This is a genomic window from Modestobacter versicolor (assembly GCF_014195485.1).
GTDB lineage: Bacteria > Actinomycetota > Actinomycetes > Mycobacteriales > Geodermatophilaceae > Modestobacter > Modestobacter versicolor.
In genome coordinates, this window is sequence record NZ_JACIBU010000002.1 from 90,351 (window position 1) to 110,386 (window position 20,036).

General features: G+C 75.0%; 20 protein-coding genes. 9 read left to right on the forward strand and 11 right to left on the reverse strand.

Translation table 11 applies throughout. From position 1 onward, the window contains the following. The 5 genes from FHX36_RS24175 to FHX36_RS20460 all read right to left on the reverse strand — a co-directional run bounded on the left by FHX36_RS24175 (window position 1) and on the right by FHX36_RS20460 (window position 5,879). The gene (locus FHX36_RS24175) at window positions 1-474 is read right to left on the reverse strand and encodes a helix-turn-helix domain-containing protein (protein WP_183514284.1); all 474 of its coding nucleotides are present in this window, start codon (window positions 472-474) and stop codon (window positions 1-3) included. A 103-nt stretch (window positions 475-577) separates the two neighbouring features. Further along, window positions 578-1,150 (reverse strand): CinA family protein, encoded by a 573-nt coding sequence (locus tag FHX36_RS20445; protein WP_110552992.1) that lies wholly within the window; start codon window positions 1,148-1,150, stop codon window positions 578-580. After that, window positions 1,147-1,836 carry a CDP-diacylglycerol--glycerol-3-phosphate 3-phosphatidyltransferase gene (pgsA, locus tag FHX36_RS20450; protein WP_110552993.1) on the reverse strand — a complete coding sequence of 230 codons (690 nt, stop codon included), beginning with the start codon at window positions 1,834-1,836 and terminating at the stop codon, window positions 1,147-1,149. Before pgsA ends, FHX36_RS20445 begins: the two co-directional genes overlap by 4 nt. 4 nt (window positions 1,837-1,840) lie before the next feature. Next, on the reverse strand, window positions 1,841-3,250 hold the full coding sequence (gene rimO, locus FHX36_RS20455; RefSeq protein WP_258372859.1) for a 30S ribosomal protein S12 methylthiotransferase RimO: 1,410 nt from the start codon (window positions 3,248-3,250) through the stop codon (window positions 1,841-1,843). 115 nt (window positions 3,251-3,365) lie between these two features. Next, window positions 3,366-5,879 (reverse strand): FtsK/SpoIIIE family DNA translocase, encoded by a 2,514-nt coding sequence (locus FHX36_RS20460; RefSeq protein WP_110552995.1) that lies wholly within the window; start codon window positions 5,877-5,879, stop codon window positions 3,366-3,368. 101 nt (window positions 5,880-5,980) lie between these two features. Here FHX36_RS20460 and FHX36_RS20465 point away from each other — a divergent pair, with 101 nt between their 5' ends. The 5 genes from FHX36_RS20465 to FHX36_RS24075 all read left to right on the forward strand — a co-directional run bounded on the left by FHX36_RS20465 (window position 5,981) and on the right by FHX36_RS24075 (window position 10,673). Further along, on the forward strand, window positions 5,981-7,924 hold the full coding sequence (locus FHX36_RS20465) for a S9 family peptidase (RefSeq protein ID WP_110552996.1): 1,944 nt from the start codon (window positions 5,981-5,983) through the stop codon (window positions 7,922-7,924). Window positions 7,925-8,011: 87 nt separating this feature from the next. Beyond that, on the forward strand, window positions 8,012-8,548 hold the full coding sequence (locus tag FHX36_RS20470) for a sigma-70 family RNA polymerase sigma factor (protein ID WP_110552997.1): 537 nt from the start codon (window positions 8,012-8,014) through the stop codon (window positions 8,546-8,548). After that, window positions 8,545-9,228 carry a zf-HC2 domain-containing protein gene (locus FHX36_RS20475; protein ID WP_183514286.1) on the forward strand — a complete coding sequence of 228 codons (684 nt, stop codon included), beginning with the start codon at window positions 8,545-8,547 and terminating at the stop codon, window positions 9,226-9,228. The genes FHX36_RS20470 and FHX36_RS20475 overlap by 4 nt, the downstream gene beginning before the upstream one ends. A gap of 72 nt (window positions 9,229-9,300) precedes the next feature. Next, window positions 9,301-10,008: a CHRD domain-containing protein gene (locus FHX36_RS20480; RefSeq protein WP_220036070.1), complete on the forward strand. Its 708-nt coding sequence runs from the start codon at window positions 9,301-9,303 to the stop codon at window positions 10,006-10,008. A gap of 2 nt (window positions 10,009-10,010) precedes the next feature. Next, a complete protein-coding gene (locus FHX36_RS24075; protein WP_220036069.1) occupies window positions 10,011-10,673 on the forward strand; it encodes a class F sortase in 663 nt (220 codons plus the stop codon). A 34-nt stretch (window positions 10,674-10,707) separates the two neighbouring features. Here the strand turns inward: FHX36_RS24075 and FHX36_RS20490 are convergent, their stop codons facing one another. The 5 genes from FHX36_RS20490 to thyX are packed head-to-tail and all read right to left on the reverse strand — an operon-like array spanning window position 10,708 to window position 15,573. After that, window positions 10,708-12,411 (reverse strand): ribonuclease J, encoded by a 1,704-nt coding sequence (locus FHX36_RS20490; RefSeq protein ID WP_110553954.1) that lies wholly within the window; start codon window positions 12,409-12,411, stop codon window positions 10,708-10,710. After that, window positions 12,408-13,304, reverse strand: coding sequence for a 4-hydroxy-tetrahydrodipicolinate synthase (gene dapA, locus FHX36_RS20495; RefSeq protein WP_110553953.1), 897 nt, complete (start codon window positions 13,302-13,304; stop codon window positions 12,408-12,410). Before dapA ends, FHX36_RS20490 begins: the two co-directional genes overlap by 4 nt. Before the next feature lie 10 nt (window positions 13,305-13,314). Beyond that, the gene (locus tag FHX36_RS20500; protein ID WP_183514288.1) at window positions 13,315-13,887 is read right to left on the reverse strand and encodes a dihydrofolate reductase; all 573 of its coding nucleotides are present in this window, start codon (window positions 13,885-13,887) and stop codon (window positions 13,315-13,317) included. Window positions 13,888-13,922: 35 nt separating this feature from the next. Beyond that, window positions 13,923-14,771, reverse strand: a complete 849-nt coding sequence (locus FHX36_RS20505; protein WP_110550350.1) for a thymidylate synthase — start codon at window positions 14,769-14,771, stop codon at window positions 13,923-13,925. Window positions 14,772-14,820: 49 nt separating this feature from the next. Next, window positions 14,821-15,573: an FAD-dependent thymidylate synthase gene (thyX, locus tag FHX36_RS20510; RefSeq protein WP_110550348.1), complete on the reverse strand. Its 753-nt coding sequence runs from the start codon at window positions 15,571-15,573 to the stop codon at window positions 14,821-14,823. A gap of 368 nt (window positions 15,574-15,941) precedes the next feature. Between thyX and FHX36_RS20515 the strand changes: the two genes are divergently transcribed. Then, entirely contained in the window at window positions 15,942-16,436 is a 495-nt protein-coding gene (locus FHX36_RS20515) for a toxin-antitoxin system HicB family antitoxin (protein WP_110550346.1), read from the forward strand. Between the two features lie 22 nt (window positions 16,437-16,458). Continuing rightward, window positions 16,459-17,373: a DUF4097 family beta strand repeat-containing protein gene (locus FHX36_RS20520; protein WP_110550344.1), complete on the forward strand. Its 915-nt coding sequence runs from the start codon at window positions 16,459-16,461 to the stop codon at window positions 17,371-17,373. A gap of 15 nt (window positions 17,374-17,388) precedes the next feature. Here FHX36_RS20520 and FHX36_RS20525 read toward each other — a convergent pair whose 3' ends face one another. Continuing rightward, a complete protein-coding gene (locus tag FHX36_RS20525; protein ID WP_110550342.1) occupies window positions 17,389-18,624 on the reverse strand; it encodes a winged helix-turn-helix domain-containing protein in 1,236 nt (411 codons plus the stop codon). A gap of 63 nt (window positions 18,625-18,687) precedes the next feature. Between FHX36_RS20525 and FHX36_RS23200 the strand changes: the two genes are divergently transcribed. Both FHX36_RS23200 and FHX36_RS20535 read left to right on the forward strand, forming a co-directional pair. Beyond that, complete coding sequence (locus tag FHX36_RS23200; RefSeq protein WP_110550339.1) at window positions 18,688-19,278, forward strand: GNAT family N-acetyltransferase; 591 nt, start codon at window positions 18,688-18,690, stop codon at window positions 19,276-19,278. Further along, window positions 19,275-19,940, forward strand: a complete 666-nt coding sequence (locus FHX36_RS20535; protein WP_110550338.1) for a DUF2461 domain-containing protein — start codon at window positions 19,275-19,277, stop codon at window positions 19,938-19,940. Before FHX36_RS23200 ends, FHX36_RS20535 begins: the two co-directional genes overlap by 4 nt. The last annotated feature ends 96 nt before the right edge of the window (window positions 19,941-20,036 follow it).

Consider the following 20,036-nt stretch of genomic DNA (forward strand, 5'->3'; position numbering starts at 1 on the left):
TCAGGCGGCGAGGGAGACGGCCGGTCGTGCGCCGGCCCGCGCGGGCTGGCCACCGCCGACCAGGGCCAGTGCCGGCTCGGCCACGGGCGCCTCAGCGGCCGCGGAGGCGGTCTCGGTGGCGTCGTCGGCGGCAGCTGCGGCCGGGTCGTCGTCCGGGCTGCCCGGACGGGAGCCGACCCCGGCGCCCACCCCGGCTCCGACACCGGCGAGGGCCACCGGGCGCACCGGACGGCGGCCGGGCTCGGCGAGCCGCATCTCCAGGCTCACCTCGGCCAGCAGGTCGGCGAGCTCGACGTCGAGGGCGTCGCAGATGGAGGCGAGCAGCTCGGAGGAGGCCTCCTTCTGGCCGCGCTCGACCTCGGAGAGGTACCCGAGGCTGACCCGGGCAGCGCCCGAGACGTCGCGCAGCGTGCGCCGCTGCCGCAGCCGGTGACCCCGCAGGGTGTTCCCCAGCTGGGTGCGCAGCAGCGTCATGGCCGTCTCCTGTCCACTCTGACGAGCAGGTCTCGAGAGCTCGGACGCCGACCGGGCGGGCCGGAGGACGCCGTGTGCTCACCGTACGCGGCCATGACCCTGGTCACCGTCCCGGTGGAGGCACGTCCGCTGATGGCGTAACACCCCGGGAGGCCGTGGAGTTCCCGGCGTCCTCGCCCGGCAGGGGGTGCTCGGCCAGCCGGTCCAGCAGCCGCTGCAGCGCCGCCTCGACCGCGCCCGCGCGCACCTGCGCCCGGTCGCCGGGCAGGTCCAGCTCGTGCACGACGGTGAGCAGGCCGTCGCTCAGCCCGAGGTAGACCCGGCCGGGGGCGTGCCCGTCGACCGGACCGGGCCCGGCCACCCCGGTGAGCCCCACGCCCCAGGTGGCCGAGCAGCGGGTGCGGATGCCCTCGGCGAGGGCCGCCGCGGTCTGCTCGCTGACCGGCCCGGCGGCGGCCAGCAGGTCGGCCGGGACGCCGGCCAGCGTCGTCTTCAGGTCGGTGGCGTAGACGACGGCGCCGCCGCGCAGCGTGGCGCTCGCGCCCGGCACGGTGGCGAGGGTGGCGCAGAACAGCCCCGCGGTCAGCGACTCGGCGGCCGCGACGGTCTCCCCGCGGGCGCGCAGCGCCTCGTGCAGCCGCTGCGCCGCGGCGGGGGCGGGCCCGGGCGGGCTCACGCCGCGGTGTCCCTGCGGGTCTCGCCGGGTGCGTTGTCACCGCCGGCGGCCGCGCGGCGGGCCTCGGCGGCCAGCATCGCCCGTGCGCTGGTGCGGCGGAGGGTCAGCGCCCGGTAGACGTAGTCGATGCCGGTGATCACGGTCAGCACCAGCGCGGCGGCCATCACCCACCAGCGGCCCGAGGCGAGCACCCCGCTCAGCGGCAGGATGTACAGCCCGATGGCCAGCGCCTGCAGCACGGTCTTGGCCTTGCCGCCCCGGCTGGCGGCGATGACGCCGTGCCGGATGACCCAGAACCGCAGGACGGTGACCCCGACCTCGCGGAACAGGATCACCACCGTCACCCACCACGGCAGCAGCCCCAGGATCGACAACCCCAGCAGCGCGGTGCCGGTGAGCGCCTTGTCCGCGATCGGGTCGGCGAGCTTGCCGAACTCGGTGACCTGGTTCGTGCGGCGGGCGATCATGCCGTCGTAGCGGTCGGTGATGATCGCGCCGGCGAAGAACAGCGTGGCCCACAGCCGGCGCTCGTCGTCCATGCCGCCGTCGGAGAGCAGCAGCACGGCGAACAGCGGCACCACGGCGAGCCGGAACAGGGTGAGCGCGTTCGGCAGGTTCAGCAGGCGCACCGACTGCGGCGGGGTCGCCGCCGGGTCCGCCGAACCCTCGGGGACGACCGCGCTCATCGGCTCAGGCCCCGGCCGGTGCGGCGAGCGCCGGGACCAGCGCGCGGGCGAGCAGGTCGACGCCCTCGGTGTCGACGACGGTGGCCGGCACGACCTCGCCGGGCACCGCGCCGGCGGGTACCCCGGTGATCGTCGTCGTGCCGTCGGCGTCGGGGTCCTGGTGCGCGGCGTGGCCGGCCCAGGTGCCCGCGCCCTCGGCCTCGGAGAGGTCCTCGGTCAGCAGCACCTCGACGGTCGTGCCGATCCGCTCCTCCGCCCGCTGGGCGGTGAGCTCCTCGACCAGGTCGGTGATCCGGCGGACCCGCGCGTCGATCTCGTGCTGGGCCAGCTTGCCCGGCAGCCCGACCGCCTCGGTGCCCTCCTCGTCGGAGTAGCCGAAGACGCCGACGGCGTCCAGCCGGCCCTCGACCAGGAAGCGCTCCAGCTCGGCGACGTCCTCCTCGGTCTCGCCCGGGAACCCGAGGATGACGTTGGTGCGGAAGCCCGCGCCCGGCGCGAGGGCGCGGGCGCGCTCGATGATGCCGAGGAAGTCGTCGGTGCCGCCGAAGCGGCGCATCCGGCGGAGCAGCGTCGGCGAGGAGTGCTGGAAGGACAGGTCGAAGTACGGCGCGATGCCCGGGGTGGCGGCGATGACCTCCAGCAGCCCGGGCCGCAGCTCGGCGGGCTGCAGGTAGGCGACGCGCACCCGGACGATCCCCGGGGTCGCGGCGAGCTGGGGCAGCAGCTTCTCCAGCGAGCGCAGGTCGCCGGTGTCCTTGCCGTAGGAGGTCGAGTTCTCGCTCACCAGCACGATCTCGGTGACGCCCTGGGCGGCCAGCCACTGCGCCTCGCCGAGCACCTCGCCCGCCGGGCGGGACACGAACGCGCCGCGGAAGGCCGGGATGGCGCAGAACGAGCAGCGCCGGTCGCAGCCGGAGGCGATCTTCAGCGCCGCCGAGGGCCCGGCGGCCAGCCGCTTGCGCTTGAGCCAGTCGTGGCCGGGGATGGCGACCGCGTCGGGGGCCTGGACCGCCGCGGTGCGCTGCACCGGGCTGATCGGCAGCAGCGTGCGCCGGTCCTTGGGGGTGTGCGGCACCAGGGGGCGGCCGGCCAGGACGTCGTCCAGCCGGTCGCCGATGGCGGTGTAGTCGTCGAACCCGAGCACGGTGGCCTCGGGCAGCGCGCCGGCGAGCTCGGCGCCGTAGCGCTCGGCCATGCAGCCCACGGCGATCACCTCGGCGCCGGAGTCGGTGGCGGCCAGGATCGCGTCGACCGAGTCCTTCTTGGCGCTCTCGATGAAGCCGCAGGTGTTGACCAGGATCGCGTCGGCGGCCTCGCCGTCCTCGACCAGCACGTAGCCGTCGCCGGCCAGCCGGCCGGCGAGCTCCTCCGAGTCGACCTCGTTGCGGGCGCAGCCGAGGGTCACCACCGACACGCGGCGGGGCGCGCTGACGGGGGGCTGCCCTTGGGGGGATGTCATGGGACTGGGCAGAGCTGGCACCAGACCATCCTAGGCGCCGTCCGGGGTCGGACCGGGCGCCACCGGAGGATCAGCCCAGCGTCCCCCCGCGCAGGGTGAACATGACCGACTCCAGCTCGTCGGGCTTGACCAGCACGTCGCGCGCCTTGGAGCCCTCGGAGGGGCCGACGATGCCGCGGCTCTCCATCAGGTCCATCAGCCGCCCGGCCTTGGCGAAGCCCACCCGCAGCTTGCGCTGCAGCATCGAGGTCGACCCGAACTGGCTGGTGACGACCAGCTCGACCGCCTGGACCAGCAGCTCGAGGTCGCTGCCGATGTCCTCGTCGATCTCCTTCTTCTCCCCCGCCGCGGCGGTGAAGACCTCCTCGCGGTACTCGGGCTCGCCCTGCCGCTTGACGAACTCGACGACCGCCTCGATCTCGGTGTCGGAGACGTAGGCGCCCTGCACGCGGATCGGCTTGCCCGCGCCGATCGGCAGGAACAGGGCGTCGCCCATGCCGATCAGCTTCTCCGCGCCCGGCTGGTCGAGGATGACCCGGCTGTCGGTGAGGCTGGAGGTGGAGAACGCCAGCCGCGAGGGCACGTTGGCCTTGATCAGGCCGGTGACGACGTCGACCGAGGGCCGCTGGGTGGCCAGCACCAGGTGGATGCCGGCCGCGCGGGCCTTCTGGGTGATCCGGACGATCGACTCCTCGACGTCCCGCGGGGCGACCATCATCAGGTCGGCGAGCTCGTCGACGATCGTGAGGATGTAGGGGTAGGGCTGGTACACCCGCTCGCTGCCGGGCGGGGCGGTGATCTCGCCGCGCTCGACCTTGCGGTTGAAGTCGTCGATGTGCCGGACCCCGGTGGCCCGCATGTCCTGGTAGCGCTGCTCCATCTCCTCCACCAGCCAGGCCAGCGCGGTGGCGGCCTTCTTGGGGTCGGTGATGATCGGCGTGATCAGGTGCGGGATGCCGTCGTAGGGCGTGAGCTCGACCATCTTCGGGTCGACCAGGATCATCCGCAGCTGGTCCGGGGTGGCCCGCAGCAGCAGCGAGGTCAGCAGCGAGTTGATGCAGCTGGACTTGCCGGCACCGGTGGCACCGGCCACCAGCAGGTGCGGCATCTTCGCCAGGTTCGCGCAGACGAACCCGCCCTCGATGTCCTTGCCCAGGCCGACCAGCATCGGGTGCGGGTCCTGCTTGGCCACCTGCGAGCGCATGACGTCGCCCAGGCTGACCGTCTCGCGGTCGGTGTTGGGCACCTCGACGCCGACCGCCGACTTGCCCGGGATCGGCGCAAGGATCCGGATGTTGTCGTTGGCGACCGCGTAGGCGAGGTTCTTGGTCAGCGCGGTGATCTTCTCGACCTTGACCGCGTTGCCCAGCTCGATCTCGTAGCGGGTCACCGTCGGGCCGCGGGTGAAGCTGGTGACGGCGGCGTCGATGTTGAACTGCTCGAGCACGCCGGTGATCGCCTCGATGGCGACGTCGTTGGCCTTGGACTTCGCCCGCGGCGGGGTGCCCGGGCGCAGCACGCTCAGCGAGGGCAGCGTGTAGGTGCCCTCGACCGGCTGGATCCGGAGCTGCTCGGGCTCCTCGATCGGCGGCAGGTCCTCCGGCGGCGCGGTGCGGTCGATGATCGGGCGGCGCACCGGCACCGGCTCGGGGGCCGGCTCGTGGACGACGGCCTCGGGCGCCTCGTCGAGCGCGCCGGTGTCGACGACCCCGGTGTCCAGGGTGTCCTGGACGGCGGCCGCCGCGGCCTTGCGGCCCCGCCGCGTCTTCGGCGCGGGCTCGGTCTCCTCGTCGTCGTAGAGCTCGTCGTACTCGTCGTCGTCGTACTCGCCGTCGCGGCCCAGCTGCCGGTCGGCCCACTCGCGCAGCCGCTCGGGCACCTGGTGGACCGGGGTCGCGGTGACGACCAGCAGCCCGAAGAAGGCCAGCAGCACCAGCAGCAGCACGGTGACGATCGGGCCCATGCCCGCGGTCAGCGGGGTGCCGACCGCCCAGCCGAGCAGGCCGCCGGCGCCGGTGCGGTCGGTGGCGGAGTCGTCGGGGCCGACGACGTGGGCCACACCGACCACCGCGGCGACGACGCTGACCCAGCCGATCATCAGCCGGCCGCGCGCCTCGGGGTGCGGCGGGTGCCGCAGCAGGCGCAGGGCCACCAGGAACAGCACGACCGGCAGCGCCACGGTGAGCGCACCGATCAGGACGCGCACCCCGTCGCTGAGGCCGGCGCCGACCGGGCCGATGCCGTCGGTCCAGGTGGCAGCGCCCAGCACGATGGCCAGCCCGAGGACGGCGAGGCCGACCCCGTCGCGGCGGTGCTCGGGGCCGAGCGGCTCGGCCTCCTCCGGCCGGGCGACCGAGCGGGCGAGCCCGCCGGCGCCGCGGGCGAACAGGCCCCAGGTGCTGGAGGCACCCCGCCAGAGGGTGCCGGCGAGGGTGCCCTGCTTCTTCTTGGCCGCGGGCCGGCGGGCGGCGGTGGAGCCGCGCTTGGCCGGTGGGCGCTTCTTGGCGGTGGAGCCGGTGCGCGGGCGCGTGGAGCCGCCACCGCGCGCCGGCGCCCGGTTCGACGTCGACGCGCGAGCAGGCATGCGTCAGACGGTAATCCGGCCGAGGGTGTCCGCGGCCCATTGCCGACCGCGTGTCCGGACTCAGCCGGGACCGGGCCGCCGGGGATCGCTACGTTCGACCCGTGACCGACTCCGTGCAGACCCTCCCCTACGGCAGCTGGCCGACGCCGATCACCTCGGAGCTCGTCGTGCGCGCCGCCGCCCGGCTCGGCGAGATCGTCGTCGACGGGGACGACGTCTGGTGGGCGGAGGGCCGGCCCAGCGAGGGCGGCCGCACCGTGCTGGTGCGCCGCGGCCCCGACGGCAGCACGACCGACCTGCTGCCGGCTCCGTGGAACGCCCGCACCCGGGTGCACGAGTACGGCGGCGGCGCCTGGACGGTGTCCGGCGGCACCGTCTGGTTCACCCACTACGCCGACCAGCGGCTCTACCGGGTGGCCCCGGGGAGCAGCGAGCCGGTCGCGGTGACGCCGGAGCCGGCCGTGCCCGCCGGCGTGCGGTTCGCCGACCTGTCCGCCGACGGTGACGGCGTGCTGGCGGTCCGGGAGACCCACACCGCGTCCGGGCTGGCCGCCGAGGTCGTCTCCGAGGTGGTCCGGGTGGCCGCCGACGGCACCACCGAGGTGCTGGTGAGCGGGCCGGACTTCGTCTCCGACCCGCGGCGGGCACCGGACGGCGTCACGCTCAGCTGGCTGCAGTGGCAGCACCCGGACATGCCCTGGGACTCGGCGCAGCTCGTCGTCCGCGCGGCCGACGGCAGCGAGCACGTGCTGGCCGGCGGGCCCGGCGAGTCCGTCGTCCAGCCGGTCTGGGGCGCGGACCTGTCGCTGTGGTGGCTCGGCGACCGCACCGACGTCTGGTCGCTGTACCGCCGCCGCCCGCACGGCGAGGTCGAGCTGGTGTTCGACGCGGGCAGCGACATCGCCGGGCCCCAGTGGGTGTTCGGGCAGAGCCGGTACGACCTGCTGGCCGACGGCCGGGTGGTGCTCGCCTACGGCCGCGACGGCGCCGACCGGCTCGCGGTGCTGGACACCGACGGCACCGCGCGGGAGTTCGACCTGCCGTACTCCGCCTTCGGCCAGCTCCGCGCGGCCGGCGACGGCGTGGTCTGCGTGGCCGGCGGCCCGGCGTCCGAGCCGGTGGTCCTCCGCGTCCACCTCGACGACACCAGCGAGGTGCTGCGCCCGGCCCGCGACCTGGGCCTGGACCCGGCCTGGTTCTCCCGGCCCGAGCACGTCACCTTCCCGACCGAGCACGAGCCGGGCGGCGTCGCCGAGGCCCACGCGCTGGTCTACCCGCCGACCAACCCGCAGGTCACCGGGGCCGACGACGAGCGGCCGCCGCTGCTGGTGCTGGTGCACGGCGGACCGACCGCCGCCGCCCGGTCGACGCTGGACCTCGGCATCCAGTACTGGACCTCGCGCGGGTTCGCCGTCGCCGACGTCGACTACCGCGGCTCCACCGGCTACGGCCGGCGCTACCGCGAGGCGCTGAAGGGGCAGTGGGGCGTCGCCGACCTCGACGACGTCGTCGCCTGCGCCCGCTGGCTGGCCGCCCGGGGCCGCGTCGACCCGGCCCGGCTGGCGATCCGCGGCGGCTCGGCCGGCGGGTACACGACGCTGGCCGCGCTCACCTTCCGCCCCGGGGTCTACGCCGCCGGGGCCAGCCACTACGGCGTCGCCGACCTCGCCGCGCTGGCCGCCGACACGCACAAGTTCGAGTCGCGCTACCTGGACGGGCTCATCGCGCCGTGGCCGGCCGGCGAGGCCGTGTACGCCGAGCGCTCACCGATCCACCACACCGACGCGCTGGACACCCCGCTGGCGGTCTTCCAGGGCGACGAGGACCGGGTGGTGCCGCCCGAGCAGGCGGAGATGATGGTCGCCGCGCTCCGGGCGAAGGGCGTGCCGCACGCGTACCTGCTGTTCGCCGGCGAGCAGCACGGCTTCCGCAAGGCCGAGAACATCCGCGCGGCGCTGGACGGCGAGCTGTCCTTCTACGCCCAGGTGCTCGGCTTCCCGCTCCCAGCCGCCGAGGGCATCACGCCGATCACCGTCGTCCGGTAGCCGGCGGCTGAACCGATCGGGCCGGAGCGACGTATGCCCCTCCGACGGCACCCGCCCCGGGCGCCCCGGCACTCGGCGAGGAGCGCGATGGCGCGCCAACGAGGCACGGCCCAGGCCGAGGTGCTCGACGTGCGGGCGGCCTACGCCGCGCACGGCCCGGAGCTGTACCGCTTCGCGCTCCGGCAGCTGGGTGACGGCGGGGCGGCGCAGGACGTCGTCCAGGAGGTGTTCCTGCGGGCCTGGCGCGCAGCGGACTCCTACGACCCGCAGCTGGCCAGCCTGCGCACCTGGTTGTTCGCCATCGCCCGCAACGTGGTCGTCGACGAGGCCCGCCGCTTCGCCGTCCGGCCGTGGCAGCGGGAGCTGACCGACGGCACCGACCTGCCGCCGCCCGCCGTCGCCGACCCGGACGAGCGGCTCGTCGACGCCTGGGTGGTGGAGGAGGCGCTGCGCCGGATCGGCGCGGAGCACCGCACCGCGATCGTGCAGACCCACCTGCGGGGCCGGCCGCACGCCGAGGTGGCCGCCGAGCTGGGGATCCCGGTGGGCACACTGCGCAGCCGGGTGTTCTACGGGCTCAAGGCACTGCGCCTGGCGATGGAGGAGATGGGAGTGGAGCCGTGAGCGATCTGCCGCGGGACGCCCACCGCGGGCTGCGCGAGCAGCTGGGCGTGTACGCACTGGGTCACGGCACCCCCGCCGAGCGGGCCGCCGTCCGGGCGCACCTGGACGGCTGCGCCGCCTGCCGCGCCGAGCTGCGCGAGCTGGCCCCGCTCGCGAGCCGGCTGGCCGACGTCGACCCGGCCCGGCTCGACGAGCTGCCCGGCCCACCGCCGGGGCTGGGTGACGCGGTGCTCGCCCGGATCGCCGCCGAGGGCGCCCGGCCGGCCGACCTGGCCGCGCGGCGGTCCCGGCGCACCCGGCTGGCCGCCGTCGCGGCGGCCGTCGCCATCGCCGCGGCCGCGTTCGGCGTCGGCTGGCTGTCCCGGCCCGTGCCGCCGGCACCGCCGCTGGAGCAGGTGGCCGTCGAGGTCGCCGCGCAGGGCGTGCGCGCGACGGCCGACGTCGTCCCGCACACCTGGGGCGTGGAGGTGAAGCTCTCCGGTGAGGGTTTCGCCGCCGGCGAGGTCTACCGGCTCTCGGTGCGCGACGAGGCCGGCAACGAGGTGCCGGCCGGCGAGTTCCTCGGCGTGGGCGCCCAGCAGCTGGACTGCAACCTGAACTCCTCGGTGCTGCGGGAGGACGCCGCGGGCTTCGAGGTGGTCGACGCCTCCGGCGCGGTGGTGCTCAGCTCGACGTTCTGACGCGGCGGGTGAACGCGGGGCAGGTGGGGGCCGTACACCCCGGCGACCACCCCCTGCACCCGAGGAGAGACCGTGACCGGACTCCGCTCGTCCCTGGCCCGCACCGCCGTCGTCGCCGGCGCCGTCGGCGCCGTCGTCCTGACCGGCGCGGGCACCGCCTCCGCCGAGACGGAGGTGGCCGAGCCGGCCACCTTCACCAGCGCGTTCACCGCGATGGCCACCCCCGACATGGTGATCAACGCCGAGGGGGCACCGACGCCCGGCCAGCCCGGCGCCACCGGCAGCTTCATGTACCGGATCAACTCCGACCTCGAGGTCATCTGCTACGACATCACCCTCACCGGGGTGACGCCGCCGTACCAGAGCCCGGCCAAGACGGCGACCCACATCCACCAGGGCGCGGCCGGCAAGGCCGGTCCGCCGCGGGTCGCGCTGCCCAACCCGGAGGACGACGGCCGCGGCCGGCTGGTGAGCAGCGGCTGCCTGCAGGGGCCGTTCACCACCGGCATCGTGGCCAACGGCGCCGACACCGGCGCCGGCTTCAGCCTGGCGCAGATCGAGGCCGACCCGGCCGCCTTCTTCACCGACAGCCACACCACCGCCTTCGCCGCGGGCGCCGTGCGCGGTCAGCTCACCCAGGTGCCGGTCGGCGGCGTCGAGACCGGCGCCGGCGGCACGGCCGAGGGGACGTCGTCGGTGCCGCCGCTGGCGGTGCTCGGCGGTTCCCTCGCGCTGGCCGGTGCCGCCGGCCTGGGGCTGCGTCGCGCGGCCCGGAGCTGACCGTGCGGCTCGGACGCGTGGCCCTGCTGACCGGCTGCGTGGTGCTCGCCCTCAGCGGGTGCGGCGGCGCCGCAGCGGAGCCCGCGTCCGGGCCGCCGGCCGCGGCGCCGTCCGCCTCGTCGTCCACCTCGTCGTCCACCTCGTCGCCCGCTGCCTCGTCCGCACCGGCCGGCACGACGGCGCCGGTGGCGGGCTCCTCCTCGGTCGTCGACCCGGCCGGCGTGCCGGAGCCGACGGCGGTGGCCATCCCGGCGCTGGGGGTGCGGTCGGACCTGCTGGACCTGGGTCTCACCGCCGACGGCAGCGCCGAGGTGCCCGAGGACTTCGACCTGGCCGGCTGGTTCACCGGCGGCGGCCGGCCGGGGTCACGGGGCCCGACCGTCCTGCTGGGGCACGTGGACTCGACGGCCGGACCGGCGGTCTTCTACGCGCTGCGCGACCTGCGCCCCGGGGACGCCGTGGAGGTGACCGTCGCCGACGGCTCGGTCGCCCGCTACGCGGTGACCGGCACCGAGCAGGTGCCCAAGGACCAGTTCCCCACCGCGGCGGTCTTCGGCGCGACACCTGCGGACGTGCTGCGGCTGGTCACCTGCACCGGCGAGTTCGACCGCGGCGCCCGGAGCTACCTGGACAACCTGGTCGTCACCGCCGAGCGCGTCGGCTGAGCGCGGTTCCCCGCCCACGGGGGGCGGGGAGCCGCTAGACCTCGAGGACCGTCGGGATGATCATCGGCCGGCGGCGGTAGGTGTCCGACACCCACTTGCCGACCGTCCGGCGGATCACCTGGGACAGCCGGTGCGCGTCGACCTGCTCGTCCTCCATCGCCCGCTTGAGCTCCTTCTCCACCAGCCCGAGCACCTCGTTGAAGGCGCCCGGGTCGTCGGAGAAGCCCCGGGTGGACAGGTGCACCGGGCGGACGATCGTGCGGGTCGAGGGCTCGATGACCACGGTCAGCGCGACGAAGCCCTCGTCGCCGAGGATCCGCCGCGCCTGCAGCGACTCCTCGCCGACGTCGCCGACGTTGAGCCCGTCGACGTAGACGTTGCCGATCGGCACGCTGCCCACGATCGAGGCCTTGCCGTCGACCAGGTCGACGACGACGCCGTCCTCGGCCAGCAGGATGCGGTCGGCGCTCATCCCGGTCTGCTCGGCCAGCGCCGCGTGCGCCCGGAGGTGCCGCCACTCGCCGTGCACCGGCATCAGGTAGCGCGGCTTGGCCACGTTGATCAGGGTGCGCAGCTCACCGGCCGGCGCGTGCCCGGAGACGTGCACCATCGCCGTCTCCTTGTGGATCACCGTGGCGCCCAGCCGGGCCAGCCCGTTGATCACCTTGTAGACGGCGGTCTCGTTCCCGGGCACCAGCGAGGACGCCAGGATGATCGTGTCGCCGGGCTCGATGGTGACCTGGTGGTGGTCGCCGCGGGCCATCCGGCCCAGCGCCGACAGCGGCTCGCCCTGCGAGCCGGTGCTGATCAGCACCACCTGCTCCGGCGGCATCGCCGTCGCCTCGTCGAGCTTGACCATCAGCCCAGGGGCGACCCGCAGGAGGCCGAGGTCCTGGGCGACGCCCATGTTGCGCACCATCGACCGGCCGACCAGCGCGACCTTCCTCTTGTGCTTCACCGCGCAGTCGAGGACCTGCTGGATGCGGTGCACGTGGCTGGCGAAGCTGGACACGATCAGCCGCTGGCCGGCCCGCTCGAAGACCGAGTCGAGCACCGGGCCGATGTTGCGCTCGGAGGTGACGAACCCGGGCACCTCGGCGTTGGTGGAGTCGCTGAGCAGCAGGTCGATGCCCTCGACACCGAGCCGGGCGAACGCGCCCAGGTCGGTGAGGACGCCGTCCAGCGGCAGCTGGTCCATCTTGAAGTCGCCGGTGTGCACCAGCGTGCCGGCCGGGGTGTGCACGGCGACCGCGAGCGCGTCGGGGATCGAGTGGTTGACGCTGATGAACTCGCAGTGGAACGGCCCGGCCAGGTGGTCGTCGCCGGCGGCGACCTCGACCAGCACCGGGTCGATCCGGTGCTCCCGCAGCTTGGCCTTGACCAGCGCGAGGGTGAACCGGGAGCCGACGAGCGGGATGTCCTTGCGCAGCCGCAGCAGGTACGGGATCGCGCCGATGTGGTCCTCGTGCCCGTGGGTGAGGACGACGGCGGTGATCTCGTGCAGCCGGTGCTCGATGACCCCGAAGTCGGGGAGGATCAGGTCGACGCCGGGCTGCTCGGCCTCGGGGAAGAGCACCCCGCAGTCGATGACCATCAGCTGCCCGTCGAACTCGAGCACGGCCATGTTCCGGCCGATCTCGCCGAGCCCGCCCAGCGCCATCACCCGCAGGCCGCCGCGGGGCAGCGGTGGGGGTGTCTTGAGGCCGAGGTGCGGCTGGAGGGTGGGGGCGGCGGTCACAGCGTGACGCCTCCGGCGGCGAGGTCCATGCGCAGTTGCTCCAGCTGTTCGTGGGTGGCGTCGACGAGCGGCGGGCGGACGGGGCCGGCAGGCAGCCCCAGTTCGCGCAGCGCCGCCTTGATCATGATCGTGCCCTGGGTGCGGAACACCCCGGTGTAGACGGGCAGCAGGCTCTCGTTGACCGCCCGCGCCTTGACCAGGTCGCCGGACTCCACGGCGGCGACGAGCTCGGCCAGCCGCGGGCCGACCAGGTGCCCGACCACGCTGACCACGCCGACGGCGCCGAGCGCCAGCAGCGGGAGGTTCAGCATGTCCTCGCCGGAGTAGTACGCCAGGTCGGTGCGCGCGAGGGTCCAGGCCACCGCGCCGAGGTCTCCCTTGGCGTCCTTGACCGCGACGATGTTGGGGTGCTCGGCGGCGCGGACCAGCGTCTCGACCTCGATCGGGACGACGGAGCGCGGCGGGATGTCGTAGAGCATCACCGGCAGGTCGGTGGAGTCGGCGACGGCGGTGAAGTGCCGCAGCAGCCCGGCCTGCGGGGGCTTGTTGTAGTACGGGGTGACGACCATCAGGCCGTGCACGCCCAGCCGGGCCGCGGACTGCGCCTTCTCGATCGAGTGCGCGGTGTCGTTGGTGCCGACGCCGGCCACGACGGTGGCGCGGTCGCCGACCGCGTCGAGCACGGCCTCGAGCACGGCGTGCTGCTCGCCGTCGCTGGTGGTGGGCGACTCCCCCGTCGTGCCGAAGACGACCAGGCCGTCGTGGGCCTGGCGGTCGACCAGGTGCGAGGCGAGCTCCTGCGCGCCGGCCAGGTGGATCGTGCCGTCCTCGGCGAGGGGCGTGACCATGGCCGTGAGCACGCGCCCGAACGGCCGCGCGGGGTCGGTGGTCATGCCCGGGAATCTACCGGCCCGCACCGACGCCGCTGCCGGACCGCCCGGCGCCGTCCCACCCGGCCAGCTGTTCGGCCAGGATCCCGGCCACCAGGCCGTCGTCCGTGGCCCCGCGGCGCCACTGCGCCACCCGGAACCGGAGCCCGCCGGAGGACTCCGCCCAGCCCGCCGCCGGCACCCGCGCGCCGGGCAGCCAGCCGGCGTCCAGCGGCGGGGCCCAGGTGTCCCCGGCCACGTCCGCGTCCACCTCGGTGACGACGACCTCGGTGGCGTGCGGCAGGAACGCCGCGTAGACCCCGCCCCCGCCGATCACCCAGAGGTCGCCGGTGAGCGCCAGCACGTCGGCCACCGACCGGGCGACCTGCACGCCGGCCTCGGCCGGGTCCAGCGTCGAGCTGAGGACGACGTTGCGCCGGCCCGGCAGCGGCCGGAAGCGCGGGGGCAGCGACTCCCAGGTGCGGCGGCCCATGACCACCGTGCCCCCGGTGGTGAGCGCCCGGAACAGGCGCAGGTCCTCGGGCAGGTGCCAGGGCAGCGCGCCGTCGGCACCGATGACGCCCTCGGCGGTCTGCGCCCAGACCATCCGCAGGGCGCGGTGCGGGGACGCCGGTACCGCGGTCAGACCGCCACCGCGCCGCGGATCGCCGGGTGCGGGTCGTAGCCGTGCACCGTGAAGTCGGCGTACTGGTGCTCGAACAGCGACGGCGCCGGCTCGATGGTCACCCGGGGGAAGGGCCGCACCTCGCGGCTGAGCTGCTCGCGCACCTGCGGGAGGTGGTTGGCGTAGATGTGGCAGTCGCCGCCGACCCAGATGAAGTCGCCGGGGGTGAGCCCGACCTGCTGGGCCACCATCTGGGTGAGCAGCGCGTAGCTGGCGATGTTGAACGGGACGCCGAGGAACAGGTCGGCGCTGCGCTGGTAGAGCTGGCAGGACAACCGGCCGTCGGCGACGTGGAACTGGAAGAGCGCGTGGCAGGGCGCCAGCGCCATCTCCGGCAGCGCGGCCACGTTCCAGGCCGAGACCACCATCCGCCGGGAGTCCGGGTCGGTCCGCAGCGTCTCCAGGACCTGGCTGATCTGGTCGATCGACCCGCCGTCGGGGGTGGGCCAGGAACGCCACTGGACGCCGTACACCGGCCCGAGGCTGCCGTCCTCGGCCGCCCACTCGTCCCAGATGGAGACGCCGTTCTCGGTCAGCCAGGCGGTGTTCCCCTCACCGCGGAGGAACCACAGCAGCTCGTAGGCCACCGACTTGACGTGCACCTTCTTCGTCGTCACCAGCGGGAAGGCGGTGGACAGGTCGTAGCGGAGCCGCTCGCCGAAGAGGCTGAGCGTGCCGGTCCCGGTGCGGTCGGACTTGGGGGTGCCGGTCTCCAGGACCCGGCGCAGCAGGTCCTCGTACTGGGTGTCGATCGGCGGCACCGCGTCCTGCTGGACGGCGTGCTCGTGGACGGCGACCTCGGCCATGTCGACTCCTCGTCGCGGTAGCGGGGTGGGGCGGTCGGGTGGTGCGGGCTCAGCCCTCGGCGACCAGCGGGCTCGCGGCGACCGCGGTCCCGTCGGCCAGCCGGCTGATCCGGAAGTCGTCGAAGACGTGCGGGGCGGCGCGCTGCAGCTCGAGCAGGCAGGCGACGGCGAGCTCGCGGATCTCGACGTCGGCGTGCTCGCTGGCGCGCATGGCGACGAAGTGCCGCCACGCCCGGTAGTTGCCGGTGACGACGATGCGCGTCTCGATCGCGTTCGGCAGCACCGAGCGGGCGGCCTGGCGGGCCTGCTTGCGGCGCAGCGTGGCGTTGGGGACGTCGGCGAACCGCTTCTCCAGGCCCTCGAGCAGCTCCTCGTAGGCGGCGAGCGCGGCGTCGGTCGCGGCGAGGAAGCGCTCGTGCAGCTCCGGGTCCTCGGCGATCACCGCCGGCTCGACCACGGCGGCGTCGGTCTCGGGCACGTAGCGCTGGGACAGCTGGGAGTAGGAGAAGTGCCGGTGCCGGATCAGCTCGTGGGTCAGCGAGCGGGAGACACCGGAGAGGTACATCGTCACGGTGCCGTGCTCGAGCACCGAGAGGTGGCCGACCTCGAGGATGTGCCGCAGGTAGCCCTCGTTGCTGGCGGTGGCCGGGTTCGGCTTGTCCCAGGACTGGTAGCAGGCCCGGCCGGCGAACTCGGCCAGCGCCTGCCCGCCCTCGGCGTCGGTCTCCCACGGCACGTCGGCCGGCGGGGTGAACTGTGTCTGCGCGACGACCTGCACCTTCAGCGGGGCGATGGCGGGCACGGGGTCGAGCCTACGTCGGGGCGGCCGCCGGCTCGACGGTCGCGTCGCACGCTCCCCAGCTGCCCCAGCCGTGCCGCGGTCCCTGATTGACATCACCGTGACGCTGGACATGACGTCATAGTGGTGCCATCGTGACGTCATGGACATGAGCACCCTGTGGCAACTGGAAGAACTGAAGGCCCGCCGCGTGGGGTCGGAGCCCCGCCCGGTCCCCCGGACGGTCCGCCGCCCGCGCCGCCGGCCCCGCTGGCTGGGTGGGGGCTCGCTGTGACCGCCCCGACCGCGGCGAACCGCCGCGCCCCCGCCGGTCCGGCACGCCGGGAACCCCCACCGCCGTGGATCCCGGGAGTGACGTCACGATGGCGTCCATGGACCTGAGCGACTACGTCGACGCGCTGCGCCGCCACCTGACCACCGCAGCGGCCGCCGGCACCGAGCAGACCAAGGAGACCGCCCGGCTGCTGGCCGACACCCTCGAGCCCGCCGTGCGCCTCGCGGTCACCGACGCCCTGTCGGCGATGGCGGCCGAGGTGACGGCCGCCTGGGACGGCGGCCTGGTCGACATCCGGCTGCGCGGCCGCGACCCCGAGGTCGTCGTCGTCCCCGCTCCGGAGCAGGAGCACGAGGAGCGGGCCGAGCCCACCGACGACGCCGAGGCCGGCGAGGACGACGGCTCGGTGGCCCGGATCAGCCTGCGCCTGCCCGAGTCCGTCAAGTCCCGCGCGGAGGCCGCCGCGGCCGCCGCCGGCATCTCCCTCAACGCCTGGCTGGTGCGCGCCGTCGCCGCCGGGCTCCGCGAGCCCACCGACCCGTCGCGCTCCGCGCGCGGCCCCCGCCGCTACTCCGGCTTCGCCCGGAGCTGACGCACACCCCGAGGAGTCCCTGGTGACCGTCCGCACGCACCGCGTCCCGCTGTCCGACGCGCCCCGTTCGCTGGAGGTGCAGAACCCGGCGGGCTCCACGACCGTCGAGGCCGACCCGGGCGCCGAGGAGGTCCGGATCGAGGTCCAGGCGATGAACAGCGCCGCCGACGAGCTGATCGACCGGATCGACCTGACCGTCACGCGGAGCTCGCTCCGGCTGTCGGTGCCCGAGCGGCGCCTGCTGCGCACCCCCGCGTTCGCCATCACCGTGACCACCCCCCCGGACGCCGACGTCCAGCTCACCGGCGCCTCCGCCGACGCGACCCTGCGCGGCCGGCTGGGCCGGGCGGTGCTGACCAGCTCCAGCGGTGACCTGTCCGCCGAGCACTGCACCGACCTGCAGGCCCGCACCGCCAGCGGCGACGTCCGGGCCGGCCGGGTCGACGGCGCGGCCGTGGTGGGCAGCGCCTCCGGGGACGTCCGGGTGGACGACGCCGGCGGGCCGGTGCAGGTGCGCACCGCCTCCGGTGACGTGCTCCTCGGCTCGGTGGCCACCGACGCCGTGGTCAAGAGCGCCTCCGGCGACGTGCAGGTGCTGCGGGCGGAGAGCGGTGACGTGCGGCTGACCACCGTCTCCGGCGACGCGGTCGTCGGCGTCGCCGCCGGCCTGCGGGTGTGGGTGGACGTGCAGACCGTCTCCGGCCGGATGCGCTCCGAGCTCGAGGACGACGGCCCGGTCGGCGGCGGTGCGCAGCTGTCCCTGCGGCTGCAGTCGGTCTCCGGCGACCTGACCCTGCGCCGGGCGGTGCCGCGGCCGCCGACACCGCCCACCCCACCGACGCCCCCGACCGCGCCGGTGCCACCGGAGGCGCCGCCGGTGCCACCCACTCTCCCGTCGCCGCCGGACGCCCCGACCGGCGCCTGGTCGCGCGGCTGAGCGGGGGCGGTCCGCTCAGCCGGCCGCGGCCGCCGTCCCGCGCACCGCCACGGCGACGGTGAGCTGCGGCGCGAGGTCACCCGCGCCGGTCACCGCCACCTCGTCGAGCTCCATCCAGTCGGCCATCAGCCGGAGCTCCGCCGCCAGCGCGGCGGCGACCTCACCGGTGTCGACGCCCGGCTCGGCATGGGCGGCCTGCACCCGCAGCACGCTGGCCTGCCGGTCGGCCTTGAGGTCGACCCGGCCCACCAGCCGGTCGCCCAGCAGGAACGGCAGCACGTAGTAGCCGTGCACCCGCTTGGCCGCGGGGGTGTAGATCTCCAGGCGGTACCGGAAGCCGAAGATCCGCTCGACCCGCGGGCGCTCCCACACCAGCGAGTCGAACGGGGTGAGCAGCGCGCGGGCGCGGACCCAGCGCGGGCGGCGCGCCTGCGGGTCCAGCCAGGCCGGGCGGCCCCAGCCGTCGACCTGCACCGGCTGCAGCTCACCGCCCTCCTCCAGCTCGGCGATCGCCGTCCGGGCCTCGGCCACCGGGAGCCGGAAGTAGTCGCGCAGGTCGGTCTCGGTCGCTGCTCCCAGCGCCCGCGCCGCGGTGCGGACCAGCTCGCGGACGGCGTCGGGCCGGTCGGGGGTGGGTGCCTGGAGCACCGCCGGCGGCAGCACCCGCTCGGTGAGATCGTAGACGCGCTCGAAGCCGGTGGTGCGGGCCCGGGCGGTGAGCGCGCCGGTGAAGAACAGCCACTCGAGGGCGATCTTGCCGGCGTGCCAGTTCCACATCTCGCCCGGGCGGTCGGGGCGCGGCTCGAGCAGCTGGCTGGCCTTGAGCGGGCCGCCCTCGCGCACCCGGTCCAGCACGTCGCTGACGTAGCCCGGCCGCTCCCGCTGCAGCTGGACCATGTTGCCCCAGGCGTGCTGCTCGGCCGCGGCCATCCGCCAGCGGAGGTGCGGGTGCAGCCGGACCGGGAGGAAGGAGGCCTCGTGCGCCCAGTACTCGAACAGGTCGTGCCGGCGGTTGGAGAGCGCGTCGAGCGCCTCGCGCGGGTACGGGCCGAGCCGGCTGAAGTGCGGCAGGTAGTGCGAGCGGGACAGCACGTTGACCGAGTCGATCTGCACCACCCCGAGCCGGTCGACGGTCCGCTTGAGCTGCCGGGTGCCGACCTGGCCGAGGGGGCGCGGGTCGGCGAAGCCCTGGGCGGCCAGCGCGATCCGTCGGGCCAGCCCGGCGGGCAACCGTTCTGCAGGCGTCGTCACGGGCGTGATCCTGCCGTGGGGGTACGACCGTCCGCTCGGATCGCCGGCACCTACGCTGCCCCGGTGACCTCCCCCGCCCGACCCGGGCTCCCCGGCCGGGCGGAGGTGTCGGTGCGGCCCGCCCGACCCGACGAGGCCGCGGCGATCGCCGCGGTGCAGCTGGTCACCTGGCGCACCGCCTACCGGGCCCTGCTCCCGGCCGCTGTGCTCGACGACTGGGACGAGGCGGCCGCGATCTCCACCTGGCGCACCGCCGTGCTCAGCCCACCGACCCCGGCGCACGGCGTCCTGGTGGCCCTCGACGGCGCGGTCGTCGCCGGTTTCGCCGCCTTCGGGCCGGCCGAGCTGGCCGCCGGTGAGGAGCCGCTGCCGGAGGGGGCGACCACCGAGCTGACCGCCCTGCTGGTCGAGCCCCGCTGGGGGCGCCGGGGGCACGGGAGCCGGCTGCTCGCCGCCGTCGTCGACCTCGGTGCCGACTCCGGCGTCGTCCGGCTGCAGATGTGGCTGCCCGAGGACGACACGGTCACCGCCCGCTTCCTGGAGGGTGCGGGCTGGGCCCCCGACGGCTGGGTGCGGACGCTGGACACCGGCAGCTCCACCTTCCGCCAGCTGCGCTGGCACACGCTGCTGGACGACGAACGAGGAGTGCAGTGACGTTCTCCGGCTTCCCCGACGAGGGGCTGGTCTTCTACGAGGGCCTCGAGGCGGACAACAGCAAGTCGTACTGGACCGAGCACCGGCACCTGTACGACCAGCACGTCCGCGGGCCGATGCAGGCGCTGGCCGACGAGCTCGCGCCGGAGTTCGGCACGCCCAAGCTGTTCCGCCCGTACCGGGACGTGCGGTTCTCCCACGACAAGACGCCGTACAAGACGCACCAGGGCGCCGTGCTCCACCCGGAGGGCCAGGGGGTCGGGTCGATGTACGTGCAGGTCTCCGCGGACGGGCTGCAGGTCTCCGGGGGTTGCTGGCGGCTGCAGCCCGACCAGGTCGAGCGGTACCGCCGCGCCGTGGACGACGACCTGCGGGGTCCGCGGCTGGCCGCCGAGGTCGAGCGTCTGCGTTCCGGCGGCTGGTCCATCGACGGCGACCGGCTGGTGCGGACGCCCCGCGGCTATGCCGCCGACCACCCGCGCCTTGCCCTGCTGCAGCACAAGTCGCTGTACGCGTCGCAGGCGTGGGAGCCGGCCGACTGGCTGCAGGAGCCGACCGTCCTCGAGCGGGTGCGGGACGCCTTCCGGCAGCTGACCGCGCTGAACCGGTGGCTGGCGGACAACGTCGGCGCCACGACCGCGCCACCCGACCGCCGCCGCTGATTCCGTCAGGTGTGATAACCGCCCTGACCCCTGAGCACCCCGGACGGGCAGGTACCTGATCGCGCGAAAGCCCGCGCGCCCCTGCTCGTACTGGCC